Annotated in this window: 14 protein-coding genes; 5 read left to right on the forward strand and 9 right to left on the reverse strand. The window is 62.1% G+C overall.

Going from position 1 to position 18,840, the window contains the following annotated elements:
- Window positions 1–94: 94 nt before the first annotated feature.
- From F8N96_RS28620 to F8N96_RS28630, 3 genes are all read right to left on the reverse strand, one after another.
- On the reverse strand, window positions 95–988 hold the full coding sequence (locus F8N96_RS28620) for an NAD-dependent epimerase/dehydratase family protein (protein ID WP_150800644.1): 894 nt from the start codon (window positions 986–988) through the stop codon (window positions 95–97).
- Between the two features lie 103 nt (window positions 989–1,091).
- Window positions 1,092–2,003, reverse strand: a complete 912-nt coding sequence (locus F8N96_RS28625; RefSeq protein WP_150800645.1) for a LysR family transcriptional regulator — start codon at window positions 2,001–2,003, stop codon at window positions 1,092–1,094.
- A 57-nt stretch (window positions 2,004–2,060) separates the two neighbouring features.
- On the reverse strand, window positions 2,061–2,651 hold the full coding sequence (locus F8N96_RS28630; RefSeq protein WP_150800646.1) for an NAD(P)H-dependent oxidoreductase: 591 nt from the start codon (window positions 2,649–2,651) through the stop codon (window positions 2,061–2,063).
- Window positions 2,652–2,811: 160 nt separating this feature from the next.
- Here F8N96_RS28630 and F8N96_RS28635 point away from each other — a divergent pair, with 160 nt between their 5' ends.
- The gene (locus tag F8N96_RS28635; RefSeq protein ID WP_150800647.1) at window positions 2,812–3,126 is read left to right on the forward strand and encodes a putative quinol monooxygenase; all 315 of its coding nucleotides are present in this window, start codon (window positions 2,812–2,814) and stop codon (window positions 3,124–3,126) included.
- Here F8N96_RS28635 and F8N96_RS28640 read toward each other — a convergent pair.
- Window positions 3,116–3,880, reverse strand: coding sequence for a sulfite exporter TauE/SafE family protein (locus F8N96_RS28640; RefSeq protein ID WP_150800648.1), 765 nt, complete (start codon window positions 3,878–3,880; stop codon window positions 3,116–3,118). The genes F8N96_RS28635 and F8N96_RS28640 overlap by 11 nt on opposite strands.
- A 233-nt stretch (window positions 3,881–4,113) precedes the next feature.
- On the opposite strand from F8N96_RS28640, the gene F8N96_RS28645 reads away from it, so the two are divergent.
- Window positions 4,114–4,998, forward strand: coding sequence for a LysR substrate-binding domain-containing protein (locus tag F8N96_RS28645; RefSeq protein WP_150800649.1), 885 nt, complete (start codon window positions 4,114–4,116; stop codon window positions 4,996–4,998).
- A gap of 236 nt (window positions 4,999–5,234) precedes the next feature.
- The gene (locus F8N96_RS28650) at window positions 5,235–5,579 is read left to right on the forward strand and encodes a cupin domain-containing protein (protein WP_007946320.1); all 345 of its coding nucleotides are present in this window, start codon (window positions 5,235–5,237) and stop codon (window positions 5,577–5,579) included.
- A 151-nt stretch (window positions 5,580–5,730) separates the two neighbouring features.
- On the opposite strand, the gene mmsB is transcribed toward F8N96_RS28650, so the two are convergent.
- Window positions 5,731–6,618: a 3-hydroxyisobutyrate dehydrogenase gene (gene mmsB, locus F8N96_RS28655; RefSeq protein WP_150800650.1), complete on the reverse strand. Its 888-nt coding sequence runs from the start codon at window positions 6,616–6,618 to the stop codon at window positions 5,731–5,733.
- Window positions 6,619–6,628: 10 nt separating this feature from the next.
- On the reverse strand, window positions 6,629–8,155 hold the full coding sequence (locus F8N96_RS28660; protein WP_150800651.1) for a CoA-acylating methylmalonate-semialdehyde dehydrogenase: 1,527 nt from the start codon (window positions 8,153–8,155) through the stop codon (window positions 6,629–6,631).
- A 162-nt stretch (window positions 8,156–8,317) separates the two neighbouring features.
- On the opposite strand from F8N96_RS28660, the gene F8N96_RS28665 reads away from it, so the two are divergent.
- Window positions 8,318–9,265: a LysR family transcriptional regulator gene (locus tag F8N96_RS28665; RefSeq protein ID WP_150800652.1), complete on the forward strand. Its 948-nt coding sequence runs from the start codon at window positions 8,318–8,320 to the stop codon at window positions 9,263–9,265.
- A 30-nt stretch (window positions 9,266–9,295) separates the two neighbouring features.
- Here the strand turns inward: F8N96_RS28665 and recD are convergent, their stop codons facing one another.
- From recD to recC, 3 genes are read right to left on the reverse strand one after another with little or no spacing between them, the layout of a single operon-like run.
- Window positions 9,296–11,404 carry an exodeoxyribonuclease V subunit alpha gene (gene recD, locus F8N96_RS28670; RefSeq protein ID WP_150800653.1) on the reverse strand — a complete coding sequence of 703 codons (2,109 nt, stop codon included), beginning with the start codon at window positions 11,402–11,404 and terminating at the stop codon, window positions 9,296–9,298.
- Window positions 11,401–15,090, reverse strand: coding sequence for an exodeoxyribonuclease V subunit beta (gene recB, locus F8N96_RS28675; RefSeq protein ID WP_150800654.1), 3,690 nt, complete (start codon window positions 15,088–15,090; stop codon window positions 11,401–11,403). Before recB ends, recD begins: the two co-directional genes overlap by 4 nt.
- Window positions 15,087–18,539: an exodeoxyribonuclease V subunit gamma gene (gene recC / locus F8N96_RS28680; RefSeq protein ID WP_150800655.1), complete on the reverse strand. Its 3,453-nt coding sequence runs from the start codon at window positions 18,537–18,539 to the stop codon at window positions 15,087–15,089. The genes recB and recC overlap by 4 nt, the downstream gene beginning before the upstream one ends.
- 32 nt (window positions 18,540–18,571) lie before the next feature.
- Between recC and F8N96_RS35540 the strand changes: the two genes are divergently transcribed.
- The coding region (locus F8N96_RS35540; protein ID WP_224794136.1) for a hypothetical protein at window positions 18,572–18,840 on the forward strand (269 nt) is incomplete at its 3' end.

Raw genomic sequence — 18,840 nt, forward strand, 5'->3', positions numbered from 1 at the left:
GGGATCTATGTCGGACGCAAAATCTGTGTCCTATGCAGATCAAACTGTGGGAGCGAGCCTGCTCGCGAAGGCAGCGACGCGGTCTAAAGCGAACTCACACCATCTCGTCCCGAATCCACTCAACCACCGAAGCCCGCTTCGGCGCCCAGCCCAGCAGTTCACGCGCATGCTTGCCGCGAACCCGGCTGTTGGAACCCAGGCCATAGTTGGCCATTTCATAACCCCACTCGGCTTCGGCCTCTTTCAGTGGCCAGTCCTGTGGCGCTCCCAGCTTCAGCGCCTGGGCAATCGCAGTGGTCATCTCGATGAACGACGCCTCACCGCTTTCGACGAAGTAGAAGGTGCCCGGCACGTTTTTGGTCAACGCCAGCAGGTACAGGGACACCACGTCTTCGATGTGCACGTTGGACCAGATGTTCTGCCCCGTGCCGACATGCCGGACCACACCGCTTTTGCGTGCCTGTTTGAGCAAGCGCGGCAACTGCACGCTGTCGCGATTGACGCCCAGGCTGTGGCCGTAGATCAGGGTGTTGCAGATGACGGCTGAGTTCACGCCGTCTTTGGCGGCGGCGAGGATCAGGTTATCGATGGCCACACGAGCAGCCTTGTCGGCCGTCGGCTCCGGCAGGCTGTCTTCGTAGTAGACGACGTCGCTGGATTTGCCGCCCGACGCATCGCCGACGATGCTCGACCCGCTGGTATGCAGGAACACTTTGTTGGAACCGCGCAGCGCATCGAGCAAAGCTTCCACAGCGCCGAGATGGTCGCTGCTGGCGGCATTGATGACGGCATCGGCAGCCCTGGCCTGTTCACCCAGCAGTGCGCTGTCGTCCAGCGTGCCGATCACCGGGGTGATGCCCAGTGCGCTCAGTTCATTGGCTTGTTCGGCGCTGCGCACCAGGCCGGTGACCTTGTGCCCTGCCCGGACCAGGCCGGTGGCAATGGAGCCGCCGATAAAGCCGGCGGCGCCGGTAATGAATACGTTCATGGAGAAACTCCCTGCGTCAGTAAGTGATGCAGCCAGTATCGAGCAGCGATGCCTGGGGAAACAGGCGGTGCTGCCCAATTCACTCTTGCGCAGGGATCACGAATCAGCCCTTGAAGTCCGCTATCGCGTAATCCGCCAATTTGCCCTGGATGAAGTCCAGGAAGCACTGGATGCGCAGGGCCAGTTGCGAGTTACGGTAGTACACCGCATTGATTGGCTGACGATAGCCACTGTTGAACTCCGCCAGCAGCACCTGCAGACGCCCGGCACGGATGTCGTCGATCGTCATGAAATGCGACAGGCTGGCGATGCCCTGGCCTGCCAGTGCCAGGTGCCGGATCGTTTCGCCGCTTGAGGCGCTGATCGACGCCTGGATCGGCCAGCGATCACCGTGCACATACCGTAGCGGCCATTGATTCAAACCTTCGTTCTGGGTAAAGCCCAGCAGCGTGTGCCCGGACAAATCCGCCACCTCAACCGGTACGCCGTGTTTTTCCAGGTACGCCGGGCTGGCGACGATGTGCAGCGGGCTGCAGCCCAGTGAGCGGGCGTGCAAGGTTGAGTCGGCCAGCGTGCCGATGCGGATGGCGATGTCGGTGCTTTGCTCGAGCAGGTCGATGATCAAATCGTTGCTGTTGAGTTCGAGCTGGATGTCCGGATAGAGCCTGCGGAACTCATCGATGTACGGCACGATGGCATGCAGCATGAACGGCGAGGCAGCGTTGATCCGCAGGCGCCCGGACGGGGTTTGCTGGCGTGAGGTCAGGCGCTCTTCGAGTTCATCCATCTGATCGAGAATCAGCTTGGCGTGCTCGAAGAAGTATTTGCCCTCCTCGGTCAGGTCCATGCGCCGCGTGGTGCGGTTGATCAGGGTGGTATCGAGCTTGGCTTCCAGCCGCGACAGCGTACGACTGACCGCCGAAGGCGTTTGCCCGACCTGCTCGGCCGCAGCGGAAATCGACCCGCATTCAATCACGCAGACGAAAATCTGCAATTCATCGGATCTGGCTTTCACGGATGCCCCTCATTCAAAACTGGCTTGATAGTAGCTGGATGCGGGGCAAAAGGAACCTCAGGCCTTGAGGCCAAACACCTCGGTCAAATGCTGCTCGTAACGCGCCACGTCGGCTTCGATATTGGGGCGTTTCATCACGTCAACACTCAGGAACGTCGGCAAGCCGCTCATGCCAAGGAATTCGTTGGCCTTGTGGAACGGGAAGTACACCGCGTCCACGCCCTTGGCTTCGAAGAAGTCGGTGGGGTCGTCGAAGGCTTGCTGCGGCGCGTTCCAGGTCAGCGACAGCATGTACTGCTTACCCTGTAACAGACCGCCGCTGCCGTACTTTTGCGAGGCGTCGGAACGGGTGCGGCCGTCGCTGGCGTAGAGGCTGCCGTGGCCTTCGGTGAAGACTTCATCGATGTACTTCTTGACGGTCCAGGGTGCGCCCATCCACCAGCCGGGCATCTGGTAAATGATCACGTCGGCCCAGAGGAATTTGGCGACTTCTTCGGCGACGTCGTAGCCCTCGTCGATGAACGTGGCTTTCACATCCACGCCGCCGCGATCCAGCACACTCAGTGCGGCCTCATGCAGGGTGGCGTTGTAGCGGCCATCGGAGTGGGCAAATTTTTTGCCGCCATTGAGCAATAGCACTTTTTTCATGGGAGGTCTCGCAAGGTTGGAATTCGATGGCGGCAGCGTATCGATCTGCCTCGCGCGGAATAAGCACTGAATTCGCAAAAATCATTTGATCTATACGCACGAATCGACAGGAGATTGTTGCCATAAACTAGCGCCGATTCTTAACCTGAGGACATTTCTGATGAGTGAAATTCAAGGCTTCATCCTGCACGCCAAGACCCGCCCGGAAAAATCCGCCGCCTTCGAAGCGCTCTTCAGCGGTTTCGTGCAAGCAAGTCGCGCCGAGCCCGGCTGCATCGAATACCACATGCTGCGCGACAAACAGGACCCGACGCTGTTTATCTTCTACGAGATCTGGCAGTCCCAGACCCACCTGGATGTGCACTCGAACCTGCCGCACATGAAGCAGTTTCTCGACCAACGCATGGATTACCTGGAACGGGATTTCGATATCCGCGCCATCGACATGCTCAGCCCGTCGTCCGCTACCCGCTGATCAGCAAGTGGCCGCCGAGCACGCCGAGGCCGATGAAGAACACGCGCTTGAACAGCACGGCGCTGATCCGCTGGCGCAGCCATTGCCCCAGCCACATCCCGAGCATCGCCGGGATCAGCGCCAGCAACGACGCACTCAACTCGCCGCCGCCGAGGGCGCCGCGCCATGCCAGGCCGGCGGCCAGGGCCAGGGTCGAGACGGTGAATGACAGGCCCAGCGCCTGCACCAGTTCATCCTTGCTCAGACCCAGCGCTTGCAGATACGGGACCGCCGGAATCACGAAAACCCCGGTGGCCGAGGTGATAACGCCCGTCACCAGGCCGCAAAGCGGACCGAGCCAGCGCTCGCTGCTACCGCTGGCGCGCAAGGGCGGCAGGAACAAACCGCTCAACGCGTACAGCAACAACGCCGCCCCCAGTCCCCGCACCACCCAGTGACCACCCGCCATACCGATCCACACCGTGCCGGCAGCGGTGCCGATGAAGATCGCCAGCAGCATTGGCCACAACCGTTTGACCAGCCCCGGTAAATGCCCGCCGAAGGCCAACTGCCAGACGTTGGTGAGGGTCGCGGGGATGATCAACAATGCGGCAGCCTGCGACGGCGCCATAGCCAGACCGAGCAGACCCATGGCGATGGTGGGCAGGCCGAGGCCGATGACCCCCTTGATCATGCCGGCCAGCAGGAAGGTGGCGATGACCATTAACGAAAGGGTCAGGCCGAGGTTTTGGTAGAAGGTTGCGAGTGTACTCATGGGCTGATCCTGAGCCTGGATTGGGCGTCTGGAAATCTGTCATATACTGAGGGTGCCTCTTGATTTGACAGAGGCTTAAGGTTTTGCTGGGGCTGCTGACGCCTTCGCTGGCAAGCCAGCTCCTACAGGGATCACCGTTTACCGCAAATCGAGCGTCCACTGAAGATCCCTGTGGGAGCTGGCTTGCCAGCGAAGGCGCCCGCCCAGACAACAAATATTCAGAGGCTGTACCCATGCACTTCGACCTCACCGACCTGCGCCTCTACCTCAACATCCTCGACACCGGCAACATCACCGCCGGCGCTGCCCGCAGTCATCTGTCCCTCGCCGCAGCCAGCGCACGAGTCCGCGCCATGGAATCCTCACTCGGCATCGATTTCCTGGAACGCGGTCGCCGCGGTGTCACCCCCACACCCGCCGGCAAGGCCCTGGCGCAACACGCTCGCGTCTTGCTGCAACAAGCCGAGCGCCTGCAGCAGGACCTGGCCGACTATGCCAAAGGCGTCAAGGGCCAGGTGCGTCTGCTGTGCAACACCACGGCGATCACCGAGTACCTGCCCGAGTTGCTCGCGGACTTCCTGTGCGAGCATCCAAACCTCGACATCGACCTGCAAGAACTGCCCAGCACCCGCATCACCCACGCCTTGCGCCAAGGCGCGGCAGACCTCGGTATCGTGTCCGACGCCGTGGACACCGCAGACCTGCAGACCCGCCCGTTTCGCGACGATCCGCTGGTGCTCATCATGCCGCGGGATCATCCGTTGGCCGACGCCGGATCAGTGAGCTTCAGCGACACCCTGCACCACGCTTATGTCGGCCTGAACGCCAACAGCGCCTTGGCGGTTTACCTGGAAGAACAGGCGCTGCACATAGGCGTACGCCTGCAGATCCGCATTCGCACCGACGGCTTCGATGGCGTGATGCGTATGGTCACTCGGGGAGCGGGGCTGGCGATCGTGCCTCTCGCGGCGGTCGAGCGCTGGGGCGGCGAAACATCCTTCAAGAGCCTGGCCCTGCAAGAACCCTGGGCCCAGCGCAAGCTCCTGCTCTGCGCCCGGGACTTCGCGGTGTTGCCCGGTTACGCCAGGGCCTTGCTGCATGCCTTGACTCTCCCCTGAGAGGCCGACGCTGCGTGAAGGCGATCAACAGGTTCAACCACTGGAAGCGGACTTGCGCCAGGCCAGGCAGTCTTCTGCAGGCCCGGATCGATTGTCCGCTGGACAGTCTTTGAGGGCATGGCGCGTTTCTGGACAGTTCGATGTCGACCCCAGACAACTGACCGGCGAACCGACGCTATAGGGTGCGTCTTCAGTTCTCGAACGCTACTTCTTATAGCTCAAGGCCCGGAGTTCACATGACCGCACCTATTACCGTTCTTCGCGACACTCACCCGCTGCCGGTACTCGACGCCTGCAAATGGGAAAAACTCGAAGGCGACCCGCACACCGTCAACCTCAACGCTTACACCAGCGAAGACGGCAGCAAGATCATGGGCACCTGGATCTGCACGCCGGGCAAGTGGTATGTGGAATACGTGAAGTGGGAATACTGCGATTTCCGCGAGGGGTACTGCATCATCACTCCAGAGGGAAAGGAGCCGATCCATCTGCGCGCCGGTGATATTTTTGTCATCGAGCCGGGCATGAAAGGCACGTGGGAAGTGGTTGAGACCGTGCGCAAGTATTTCGTGTTTGCCTGATGTAAAAAACCGGGAGATCACCCGACGTGATCTCCCGGTAAATGTCGATGCGACCTGTAGGAGCGAAGCTTGCTCGCGAAAAACTCGAGAGCGACGCGGGGTGTCAGATTCTGCACATTATCGTTGACGACCATCGCGAGCAAGCTCGCTCCTACTGTGGTTTGCGATAGCTGTTGATGATCGCCGAGAAATCCTTGCCACCTTCCCCACGCTGACTCATCGCCTGATACAACTGCTGCGCCACCGCGCCGAGCACCACCGGTTGGTGGGCCTGACGGGCCGCTTCCGTGGCCAGCCCCAGATCCTTGAGCATCAGTTCGGCACCGAAACCGCCGGTATAGCCGCGCGAGGCCGGCGCCGTTTCGACGATGCCCGGCCACGGGTTGTACATCTCCGAACTCCAGCAACGTCCGGTGGAACTGTTGATGACGCCCGCCAGCACGGTGCTGTCGATCCCCAGGGCCTCGCCCAGGGCCATGGCTTCGCTGACGCCGACCATGGAAATCCCCAGCAGCAGGTTGTTGCAGATCTTGGCGATTTGCCCGGTGCCGACTTCGCCGCAATGGACGATATTACGGCCCATCTGCGCCAGCACCGGTTGCAGGGTGGCGAACAGTTCAGGGCTGGCGCCAACCATGAAGGTCAGGGTGCCGGCCGCTGCACCGCCGGTACCGCCGGAGACCGGCGCATCAGCCATGGCCACGCCTTGTTTGGCGGCGGCCGCTGCCACGTCACGGACAGTCTGCGGATCGATGGTGCTGCAATCCACGGCCGGCACGCCCTTGGCGATACCCGCCAGCACGCCGTTTTCACCCAGCCAGACGCTGCGCACATGCACCGCGGCAGGCAACATGGTGATCACCAGTTCGGCGTCTTGAGCCGCTTCACGGGCCGAAGCGCTGATGCTGCCGCCCAGTTGCTCCAGCTCCGCCAGCACGGTTGTGTTCAGGTCGACCAACCGCAGTGAATGGCCGGCCTTGATCAGGTTGCGCGCCATCGGCGCCCCCATGTTGCCGAGACCGATAAAAGCGATTTTCATGTCCGGCTCCTTAACGCAAGTTGATGGTGGTGTTCACACCGTCGTTGACGCTGTCGTCATCGAACCAGCGACTGGTGACAGTCTTGGTCTGAGTGTAGAACTGCACCACTTGCTTGCCATACGGACCGAGGTCGCCGAGTTTGGAACCACGGGAACCGGTGAAGCTGAAGAACGGCACCGGCACCGGAATCGGGATGTTGATACCGACCTGGCCGACGTCGATTTCGGTCTGGAATTTACGCGCCGCCGCACCGCTCTGGGTGAACAGGCCCGTGCCGTTGCCGAACGGGTTGGCGTTGACCAGTGCGATGGCCTCGTCGAGGGTATCGACTTCCAGCACCACCAGTACCGGACCGAAGATTTCCTGGGTGTAGATCTGCATCTCGGGGGTTACCCCGGAGAACAGGGTCGGGCCGACAAAGTTGCCCTTCTCGAAACCTGGAACGGTCACGTCGCGACCATCCAGCTCAAGCTTGGCGCCTTCCTTGATGCCGCTTTCGATCAGGTCGAGAATCCGCGCCTTGGCTTTTTTGGAGATCACCGGGCCCACATCGGTGCCCGGCTCGCTGCCGGCATTTACTTTGAGTTTCTGCGCCAGTGCCTTCAGGTCTGGCAGCCATTGCCTGGCCGCGCCAACCAACACCACCACGGACGTGGCCATGCAACGTTGACCGGCGGCACCGAAACCGGCACCCACCAGCGCATTGAGCGCCTGGACGCGATTGGCATCCGGCAGCACCACGGCATGGTTTTTTGCGCCCATCATCGATTGCACGCGTTTACCGTGTTTGCCAGCCAGGTCGTAGACGTGAGTGCCGACCGCGGTAGAACCGACGAAGGAAACAGCCTTGATGTCCTTGTGCGTGCAAAGCGCATCCACCACGTCTTTACCGCCATGCACGACGTTAAGCACGCCCGCCGGCACGCCGGCTTCGATCGCCAGCTCCACCAGGAGCATGGTCGACATCGGGTCCTGTTCGGACGGCTTGAGTACGAAGGTGTTGCCGCAGGCGATGGCCATCGGGAACATCCACAGCGGAATCATCGCCGGGAAGTTGAACGGGGTGATGCCGGCACACACGCCGATCGGCTGACGCAGGGTGTAAGTATCGACGCCGCCCGCCACGTTCTCGGCGAATTCGCCCATTTGCAGGCTGCCGATCGAGCAGGCGTGCTCGACCACTTCCAGGCCGCGGAAGATATCGCCTTCAGCGTCGGCAATGGTTTTGCCCTGTTCGTTGCTGAGCACCACGGCGATGCGCTTGGAGTGCTCGCGAATCAAAGCCTGGAGCTTGAGCATGATGCGCATCCGCGCGCCGATCGGCGTCAGCTTCCAGGTCTGGAAGGCGCGGTGGGCGGCGCTGATCGCGGCGTCCACTTCCTGCGCGGTGGCGAACGGAACCTTGGCCAGCACTTGCTGGGTGGCCGGGTTGATGATGTCGTGCCATTCGGTGGTCTGGGACTCGACCCACTCGCCGTCGATCAACAGCTTGACCTTTTGAACGGTGGTGTCGTTTGGCGTGAGCGATGCGTTCATGCTGGTCTCCTGGACATTGTTGTTATCTAGAGAAGTATCGGGGGAGCCAAGGCGAAAAAGCCGCCTTGCGATAAGACGTGTGTCGCGAATTGGTTGTCGGACTGTTTTTGGAGTATAGATGTGCAAACTTCTAATAAGAACGCACATAAAAGCCGGTCCATCATGCAAAAAAACATCACGTCCTTAGGTTCGCTGAACTGGGATGACCTCAAGTTTTTCCTCGAAGTCGCCCGCACCCGCAAGGCCAGCACCGCGGCCAAGCGCCTGGCGGTGGACTACACCACCGTGTCGCGGCGCATCAGTTCGCTGGAAGCGGCGCTGGGCACACTGCTGTTCGAAAAATCCCGGACCAGCGGCTTCGTCCTGACCGCCGAAGGTCAGCGGCTGCTCGGGTATGCCGAGTCGATCGAAAGCACCCTGCACATGGCCTGCGAGCAGGTCTCCGGGTCGGGAGTGGCGTTATCCGGTCATGTGCGCATGGGCTGCACCGAAGGTTTCGGCAGCTTTTTCATCACCCCGCAGCTGAGCCATTTCGTCGACGCCTACCCGGCGATTTCGGTCGACATCCTGCCGCTGCCGCACTTCATCAGCCTGTCCAAGCGCGAAGCCGACATCGTGATCGCCCTGGAGCGACCGGAGCACGGTCCGTACGTCTGCTGCAAACTCTGCGACTACCGATTGCAGCTGTACGCAACCCAGGACTATCTGGACAAGCACCCGCCGATCCGCCGCCCGGCAGACCTGGGTAAACATTCGTTCATCAGTTATGTCGACGATCTGGCGTTCAGCTCGGAGCTGCTGTACCTGGCCAACGTGCTGCCGGGCGCCAGCGCCAACTTGCGCAGCACCAGCGTGATCGCGCAATTCGTCGCGGCCCAGCAAGGACGGTCACTGGCGATCCTGCCGTGCTTCCTGGCCGCCCAGGATCCGCGCTTGCTGGCGGTATTGCCGCAAGAGATCACGATCACCCGACAATTCTGGATGTACTGCCGCGAGGACCTGCGCAAGCTCAAGCGGATTACCCTGTTGTGGGATTACATCCGCTCGGTGACTGAGCAGAATCAGGGCCTGTTGATGGGAGAGAGCCGGGACATGTTGTTCGCCGATTAGTCGGCGTTCGCACCGTGTCCCCGCTCCCTTTCAATTACCCGCCAAGGGCGCCTGTTCCAGCTCCAGCATCAACCCGCTCAAGCGCTTGACCTTGCGCCGCACCGCCTCTTCGAACACCCCGGCACGGGGTTCGATCAAGGTGAACCAGTGCTTGGCCCGGGTGATGCCGGTATAGATCAGCTCCTTGGTGAGGACCGGGTTGAGCGCGTCCGGCAGAATCAATGCCGTATGGGCGAATTCCGAACCCTGGGATTTGTGCACGGTCATGGCGTACACCGTTTCGACATCATTGAGCCGGCTCGGCAAAACAAAGCGCACGCCGCCCTCCCCGTCATTGCGCGGGAACGCCACGCGCAGTACCCGCTTCCCGGCGTCGGGGCCGTCACGTTCCGGCAACTTGAGCGCGATGCCGATATCGCCGTTCATCAACCCCAGGCCATAGTCATTACGGGTCATGAGCACCGGGCGGCCTTCGTACCATTGGTGGTCACTGTCAATCAGCCGCGCCTTGAGCAGCGCGGCGGTTACCCGTTGATTCAAGCCCTCCACACCCCAGGGTCCCTTGCGTACGGCGCACAACAATTGGAACGCGTCGAAGGCTTGCAACACGCCACGTGCCCAGTCGACCCAGGATTGATCATGCAGGGGTCGGTCGAGCGCTGGCCGCTGGCTGCGCAGCAAGGTCAGGTAATGCCGATAACCTTGCGGCCCGTCGCCATGCCCCTCGAGCAGCAGGCGTTCCAGCGCCCGGTCCTGCTCGCCCTTGAGCGACAGGCTAAACACGTCGTCGTGACTGCGCGCCGCCAATAGCTTGCGCGCTTGTTCAGGGTGCTGCTGGTTGACCCAGCGCGCCAGTTGTCCAATGCCGCTGCCCTCGCCGAACCGCCGTGAGTGGCGCAGCATCACCACTTGCTGGGCGAGTGGATGTGTTCCATCGATGTCCTCATGCAAACCGCTGGCGTCCAGACGTTCGCCGCTGACCGACTCCAGCCACTGCCGGGTCTGCGGGCTGTACCAACCGGCCTCGGCATCGCGGCACAGATCGCCGAGCACGGCACCGGCCTCCACCGACGCCAGCTGGTCCTTGTCCCCCAGCAGCACCAGTCGGGCATGGGGCGGCATCGCATCGAGCAGGTTGGCCATCATTTCCAGGTCGATCATCGAGGCTTCGTCCACCACCAGCACATCCAGCGGCAGGCGATTGCCCGCGTGATGCCGGAAATGGCGGGTACCGGGACGGCTGCCGAGCAGGCGGTGCACGGTGGTGACGTCCGAGGGAATTTTGTCCCGTATCGCTTCGGCGACTTCCAGGGTGCGAACCTGGGCACTGATGGACTCGGTCAGCCGCGCCGCGGCTTTGCCGGTGGGGGCGGCGAGACGGATGCGCAAGGGTTTGCCTGCCTCCACCGCCGGCGCCTGCAGCAGGGCCAGCAAGCGCACGACGGTCGTGGTTTTACCGGTGCCCGGGCCACCGGTGACAATGCTGAAGGCGCTGCGGGTGGCCAGGGCGCAGGCGAGTTTCTGCCAGTCGATCACTTCGCCGGGCCGGGCGGGACCGAACAGGCCGGTCAGGCGCTGGAACAAGTCGTCCGGGGTGGATTCGTGTTCCGCCAGGCGTTGGCGCAGCGAGTGATCGATACGCCGTTCGTAAGCCCAGTAGCGACGCAAGTACAGGCGCTTGCCCGATAGCACCAATGGCCGCTGCTGCGCAGCTTCACGACAGTCGACTGCCAACGCGACCAGATTGCTGGCGGCCAGCACTTTGCACCAGTGAGCGCCGTCCAGCGCCTGGAGCAATTGCGACGGCAACACCATCGCGTCACTGTGCAGATCCCCTTCGGGCGGCAACGACAGGGCGAAGTCCGGCTCTTTGAGGGTCTCGAACAGATCCAGGCAGACATGGCCGTGGCCGAGCTGGTGACTGGTCAATGCCGCGGCCAGCAGCACCAGCGGATCATCATCGGGCGCGAGCTCATGCAGAAAGGCCACGAAGGCCTTGTCCAGCGCCCGCAACCAGCCGCGTTCGACCCAGCGCGTGAGCAACAGCAACAGGTCATCGGCGCGACTCAAGGGGGCCAGGTCCGCCAGGCTGTCGGCGGCCAATGGCGTGGGCAGCAAATCGGCGAAAGTGCGACTCATAGCAATTCTCCCTGTACCCAGGCCGGTTCTGCCTTGGGCTCTGGCTTGCCCTGGAACATCCGGTCCAGGCGCTCGATCAGTTCTTTTGGCGGACGGGCGAAGTACACGCCCTGGCTGGGTGCGCGCGTTCCCCGCAGGAACAGGTACAGCGCACCGCCGACATGCCGGTCGTAATCGTAATCGGCAAGCCGCGCCTTGAGCTGACGGTGCAGGGCCAGCAGGTACAGCACGTATTGCAGGTCGTAACGGTTGTCGAGGATCGACTGCTCCATGGCCTGCCCGGTGTAGGCCGTGTCATCGACACCCAGCCAGTTGGATTTGTAGTCGGCGACGTAGTAACGGCCGTCGTGCTCGAATGTCAGGTCGATGAAGCCCTTGAACATGCCGTTGAGCATCACCGGTTCCGCCGCCACCCGCGCCACGCCGTTGTGGGTGTATTGGCGCACGAGCTCATCGAGCTTGAGCACATCGACCTTGTGGCTGGCGAACCAGAATTCCATCTCGACGCGGTATTGGCTCAGTTGGCCGAGAACCACCGGCGACTGTCCGGCACCGACAGGCAGCGGCGATTTGAGCAGATGCTGCAGCCAGTCACTCAGGGCAGTGATCCAGCCTTCCCAGCCGCGCCGGTTACAGCGCCGGGCAATGGCGTCTTCCACCGCTTGCGGCGTGGCGGCAAAACTTTCGTCGCCGGCCCACTCCAGCAAGCCATGCAGAAACGTACCGGGGCCTGGGCCACGGGGGAATCGATGGATGTCCGCGCCGCCGGCCACCACGTCTCGCGGTGCATGCGGATCGAGGCGTTCGTCGTCGAAGAGTTTTTGCGCTTGAGGACTTTCGGGAGCTTCGTCACTGCCCTCGCTCAGTCTCTCGCCAATGCGCAAGGCACTGTAAGAAGCGATCCACCAGTTTTCACTGGCCTTGCGCCGGGGGATCCGCGCAGCGAGCAGTGCCGCTTCGTTGTGTGGCGGATGGTAATGCTCGGCGCTCGCTTCAGGCATGTCACCGTAGCTCAATGCCGGGCAATCCTGCTGCAGGTCTTGCAGCCAACGCTTCAACCCGGCCGACTCAGCCAATGGCGCCCCGCCCCCCAGCAGATAACCCAAGGCCGACAGGTGCAGCACCGAGCTGTGGTTATTGCCGCGTTTGAGGTCGGTCACGCCGAGCCAACAAGCATGTTGCGCCCGGGTCAGGGCCACATAGAGCAACCGCAGATCCTCGGCCAGGCGCTCGTCGTCGGCCAAGGCAATCAACTCGGCCGTCGGTTTCAAGGTCACTTGGGCCTTGCCGCCGACGTCGTGGTAATGCAGCGGCAGACGGCTGCCATCCACCGGCTTCGCCGAGCAAATGAACGGCAGGAATACCAAGGGGTACTCAAGCCCCTTGGACTTGTGAATGGTCACGACCTTGACCAGTTGTTCATCGCTCTCAAGGCGCAAAATCTGCTCTTCGCCCGCCTGCCCGGACAACGCCAGGTGCTCGGACAGATGCCGGATCAGCGCCTGCTCGCCATCAAGTTCGGCAGCGGCCTGTTGCAGCAACTCGGACAGGTGCAGCAGGTTGGTCAACACACGCTCGCCATCGCTGCGCGCGATCAGTGCCTGGGGCAAGCGGAAGTCATGCAGCAAGCGCCGCAGCATGGGCAATACGCCCTGCTTGCGCCACAGCTCGCGATAACCGCGGAACTGCATGACCCGGGCTTCCCAGGCCAGTTCGTCCTGATTCAACCGCTCAAGTTCAGCCAGCGACAGGTTCAGCGTGATGCACGCCAGCGCCGCCCGCAGTGGACGCTCGACATCCGGCTCGGCGCACGCCTTGAGCCAGGTCAATACATCGTGGGCTTCCTGGGCGGCGAACACCGAATCCTTGTCCGACAGGTAAACGCTGCGCACGCCCCGGGCCGAGAGTTCGGCGCGCACGGCCTGGGCTTCCTTGCCGTCGCGCACCAGGATCGCGATATCCGCCGGCAACAGGCCGCGAAAATCTTTGCCGTCCTGGATGAAGCCGGCGTGCCCTTGTTGCCCGTCGTTGAGCAACGCCGTGATTTCACTGGCGCACGCGGCGGCCAGTTGTTGCCGGTACACCGCGCCGGAGAGTGGCTGTTCGGCAGACAGGTGCCAGACATTCAGGGCGGGGACCGCCCGGCCATCAATGTGCAGCACTTCTTTGCGGCCCTGGGAAGCGACGGGCAGGAACGGCACCGGGTTCTCGCCGTTCTGTTCACGAAACAGAAACGCGCCCCGCCCGGCATCGCGCGACTCGGCACGCTCGAACACATGGTTCACCGCACTGACCATGCCATGGCTGGAGCGGAAGTTGGTGCCCAGGGTATGCAGGCGGCCAGCGGTGGCCTGGCGGGCGCGCAAGTAGGTATAGATGTCGGCACCACGGAAGGCATAGATCGCCTGCTTCGGGTCGCCGATCAGGAACAGGCCGCTTTCGGGGTTGTTGTCTTCAATGCGATAGATGCTTTCGAAGATCCGGTATTGCACCGGGTCGGTGTCCTGGAATTCGTCGATCAGCGCCACCGGAAACTGCTCGCGGATCAAGGTGGCCAGGCGCTCGCCGCCCTCGGCTTGCAAGGCGGCATCGAGGCGCAGCAGCATGTCATCGAAGCCCATCTCCGCGCGCCGGCGTTTCTCTTCTTCGAACCGCGCACCCACCCATTGGGCCGCATGTTGCAGGACCGCCGCATCGGGCGTCGGCAATCCATCGAGGCTGAGCTTGAGGCCGGGCATCGCCTCCAGGCCGGGATGACGGGGCGCCTCACCCTTCCAGGCTTCAGCCATGCCATCGGGCGTCAGGCGCGTGAAGCCGGTGCCGATATCCAGTTGTTCGAGGGATTCGTCTTCGGCCCAGGCTTTTATTTTTTCGAACCAGGGTTCGAAGTAACGCGCCTGCATCTTGCGCCCGTCGACGCTCTTGCTCGCAACACCTTGGTGACACAGAGCAAGCAGCTCATCCGCCCACTGGCGCCAGGGCATCTTGAGTTCGAGCAAGGCGGCCCGTCGTTCCACCAGGCATTGCGCGATCAGCTCGGCGGGCGCTTTACCCGCGACATTGTCGCGCTCGCTGGCAAACAGCCCACGTACTCGCGGCAACATGGCCGCCGGGCCGCCCCAGTTGCTGCGAACCCAATTCAGCGCATCGCCTTGCATCGGGTAGCAGAACATTCGCCAGTAATCGCGCAGGACCTCACCGAGCAAATCGCTGTGATCGGTTTCCAGGGTCTGGGTGAACAGGCTGCCACTGTCGAACGCGTGTTCGCGCAACATGCGCTGGCACCAACTGTGGATGGTCGAAACGGCGGCTTCGTCCATCCACTGGGCGGCGATATCCAGGCGGTTTGCGCAGCCGGACCACTGCTCGGGCAGGTACTGATCGCGCAGCTCGGCAATCAGCGCGTCCGGTGCCGGGGTTTCCTCGCGGAAGAACCTCGCAGCCTCGGCCAGACGCGTGCGAATACGTTCGCGCAATTCTTTGGTGGCCGCATCGGTGAAGGTCACGACGAGGATTTGCGGGGGTAACAGCTCTCGTCCGAACCCGCTCGGTTCGCCACCGTGGCCCAGGACCAGGCGCAGGTAGAGGGCGGAAATGGTGAAGGTCTTGCCGGTCCCGGCGCTGGCTTCGATCAGTTGGCTGCCACGCAGCGGGAAAGCCAGGGCCAGCGGTGTTTTCGTGGTCATGAGCGCGCGTCCTCGGCGGTCAGTGAACGCCAGGGCGCTTCAAGCAGTGGCCGATACAAGGCGTCGCACCAATCGGGGAACGTCTCGTCGGCCATCAGCACGTCGTAGTCGGCGAACTGACGAGCCAGCGCCGGGCTTTCACGGCGCTCGCCATCGGTGGTCAGGCCATCGCCTTCATAGGCCTTGCGCGCAGCGGCCTGGGCCTTGACCGGATCGGCCTGGCCCAGCCAGGCGAAGGCTGTTTTCACCGCGATCGGCAGCGGTTGGCGCATACCGGTCTGCCAGGCCAGTAACAGGTTGCCCAGAATCCGCGAGGCGGTACCCTGCTCCATCGGAGCGAGCAGCAGACTGTCGTCGCTGGCCACCAACGCTGTGGTCAGCGCCATGCCACTGGCGCAGGCCACCAGGTGGTTGACCCATGGCCGCGTCAGGCGATGCCATTTGCGCGACTTGATCGAACCGATGCTGTTGGGGATCGTCGTGACTGACAGCAAACCACCGTCGGCACGCTGATGCAGGCCGCTGAGCCAACCTTCCAGGCGCAGGCTTTGCAGCTCCAGACTCACCGGCAGCGCGCTGGTGAGCGGTGTAGGCCATAACGCCAGCAGTTGCCGGTAGCGCTGCAGCAGATCCGGCAATGGCTCGATCAATTCTCGCTGCAGGCATTCGCCAAAACCGGCCATGGGCAGCAACCCGCTGTGCTGCAGGCGCCTGGCCTGCGCCTCCAGCGCCTGATCGGTGTGCTCCGGTTGTCCCAGCGCCGCGTCGAGCAGCCTGTCGCTGAGGCTGTAGCGTTGCAGCGCGTCGAGTACAAAGGGCTCTTCATCGGCCAAGGGTACGTCTGCCGCTTCGAAGAACACCTTCAGGCGCTGACTAAAGAAATGTCGGACAGGATTGCGCAGGAAATCCTGCAATTGACCGAGGCTCAGTGGCTCTTCCTGAAGGTAGGCGTCGAGGACTTCGATCTCGGTCTCGGGCTCGCTCGCTTGATGCAGCACCTGCCATTCGTTGGCGTAGCTGAACAGCTCATCGCCTTCGTGGAAATAACGGGCGCTAAAGGGTTGCAACGGGTGCTCCTGAGTCATGGCTTCCAGCAGGTCTTCGTCCGCTGCGTGCAATCGCCAGCCGCTGGCCAGATGGTCGCGCAGCTGGCCAATCAGCACCGATGCCGGCCGCTCGCTGTTATCCCGAATGCTGCGGCCGACCCAGCTGATATACAGTTGGTCACGCGCCGACAGCAGCGCCTCCAGCAGCAGGTAGCGGTCATCTTCGCGCCGGGAGCGATCGCCGGGACGGTAATCACTGCCCATCAGGTCGAAGTCCAGGGGCGGTTGCGCCCGCGGGTAATCGCCGTCATTCATGCCCAACAGGCAGACCAGCTTGAACGGAATCGCGCGCATGGGCATCAAGGTGCAGAAGTTGACCGCACCGGCCAGGAACCGCTGGGATAAGCGCCCTTGATCCAGCCCGGCCAGCCACGCTTCACGGACGACGGTCAGGGGTAACTCGTCGCGCAAGCCAACCGATTCGCAGGTCTCGAGCCAGGTTTCACGCAGCGCTTCGAGCTGGGACAGCAGGTAGTCGTCATGCTCGTTGCTCGCCAGGAAGAACAACTGCACCAGCGCCTGCAATCGCATGCCCCACTGCTTGGGGGGAGCAGGCCGAGAGAGTTCCTGGTGGGCGATCTCAAGCGCATCCAGCAGCGCGACCAACGGACCGATGAGCGCGGCATCCAGACCACCGATCTCATCGTAGGGCTCGATGCCCTCGCAGGCACCGGCGCTGCCCACGGCATAACCGAGCAGCATCCGACGCAGGCCGAAACGCCAACTGTTCTGCTCCAGTTCCGCTGGCAGACCGAGACCCGCACGCTGCTCGGCGTTCATGCCCCAGCGAATGCCCGCGCCTTCGATCCAGCGGTGCAGGGTTGGCAGGTCACGCTCCTCCACCGCGAAGCGTGCGCGCAGTGCCGGAACGTCCAGCAAGTCGAGAATTTCGCTCACCGGGAAACGACTGTCAGGCAGTTTGAGCAAGTGTTCGACTGCGATCAGTAGCGGATCACGGCCGCGTTGGCCCTGGTCTGCCAGCGTGAAGGGAATGAAGCGCGGATCATGGCGGTCAAGCTGACCAAATACCGCACGAATATGCGGGGCGTAGCTGTCGATATCCGGAACCATCACGATCACGTCGCGCGGCCTCAACTGCGGGTTGGCACTGAAGCGCGCGAGCAATTGATCGTGGAGGATTTCCACTTCGCGCTGAGCGCTGTGGGCAATGTGAAAACGGATCGATTCGTCCTTCGCCAGATCGATCGCAGGCCAGCGCTCGCGAGTCTCGTTCAGAGGACGTAATTCAAGAATGTCGTCCTGCAATTGGTTGAGCATGTTCTGCGGTTGGCTGTCGCTGAACAGGTCAATGCGCCCATCGCGAAATGCCGAACGATAGCTGTTGGGATCATCGTAGCTGTCGAGCAGATTGATATAGTCCCGCCCCTGCTTGCCCCATGCCGCCAGTAGCGGGTGGGCATGCTGATGCAGGGTTTGCGGATCGAGCACCACCGGCATGCCGTGCTTGCGCGCCTGACGCTTGTATTGATGCCGCAACAGGTCTTTATCGGCGACGATGTCTGCCCAATGGTGACGACAAGGGTTATGCACGCACAGCAAAACCTGACTGAAACGAGACAGTCCGGCCAGGGCTTCCAAGGCTTGAGCCGGCAGCGAGGAAATCCCGAAAACGATCACCCGGGAAGGCAATCCGCCGGGTGCCACTTCGAGGTTGTTGATGCGTTCGATGAACCGCTGGTGGACCCCGGCACGGCTTTGCGCCATGCCTTGCTCCCCCACATCCAGCAACAGTGACCGCCATAACTCTGCCTGCCAGCAGTTAGCCGGGGTCAGGGGTTTGGTTTCGCCTCTGCCGTTGCGTAATTGATGGCGGCCTTCGGCCCAGTCTTCGAGCCAGTCGGCCCGGTACACCTGGTATTGGTCGAACAGATCCGCCAGTCGCTCGGCCAGCTGGTAGCGCTTGCGCAAATCGGTGTCATTGGCCAGGAAGCGTTGCAGGGGCTCGAAATGCGGTTGGTCGATCAACTGCGGGAGCAGGCGCATCAGGCGCCAGGTCAGCGGGGCTTTATCGAGCAGGGATTTGACCGGGATTTCGTCACGGCCAAGGACCATGCGATAAAGCTGCCACATGAAACTGCCCGGTAACTGCACGTCGATGGCGGCGGCGATGCCACAGCCACCCATGTCGTCATCTTCCGGGTCTTCGGCCAGTGCCAGTTTCAGCCATTGGGCAATGCCGTTGCTCTGTACCAGGGCGATTTCATTTTCCAGGGGAGCCAGCGGGTAGCGTCGCATCCAGCTGACTACAAGGCTGCGCAACTCGTCCAGGCGGTTGCCGTGAACCACCATGAAACCAGCACTGAGGGGCGTCGCATCCGGCATAAAGGCTTCCTTGGGGAAAGCAAAATCGAGGAATGGACTTTAGCATTGAAGGCGATTGGCTTCATTGTAGGAGCGAGCTTGCTCGCGAAGAACTTCAGGACACCGCGGGGCATCAGGAAGCCAGCGTCATCGTTGGCGACCATCGCGAGCAAGCTCGCTCCTACAGAATTTCGCTTTATTCCAGGCAAAAACAAAACCCCTACCTGCATACGCAGATAGGGGTTTCGGAATTTAATCTTGACGATGACCTACTCTCACATGGGGAAACCCCACACTACCATCGGCGATGCATCGTTTCACT

Source organism: Pseudomonas fluorescens, from assembly GCF_902497855.1.
GTDB lineage: Bacteria > Pseudomonadota > Gammaproteobacteria > Pseudomonadales > Pseudomonadaceae > Aquipseudomonas > Aquipseudomonas fluorescens_BI.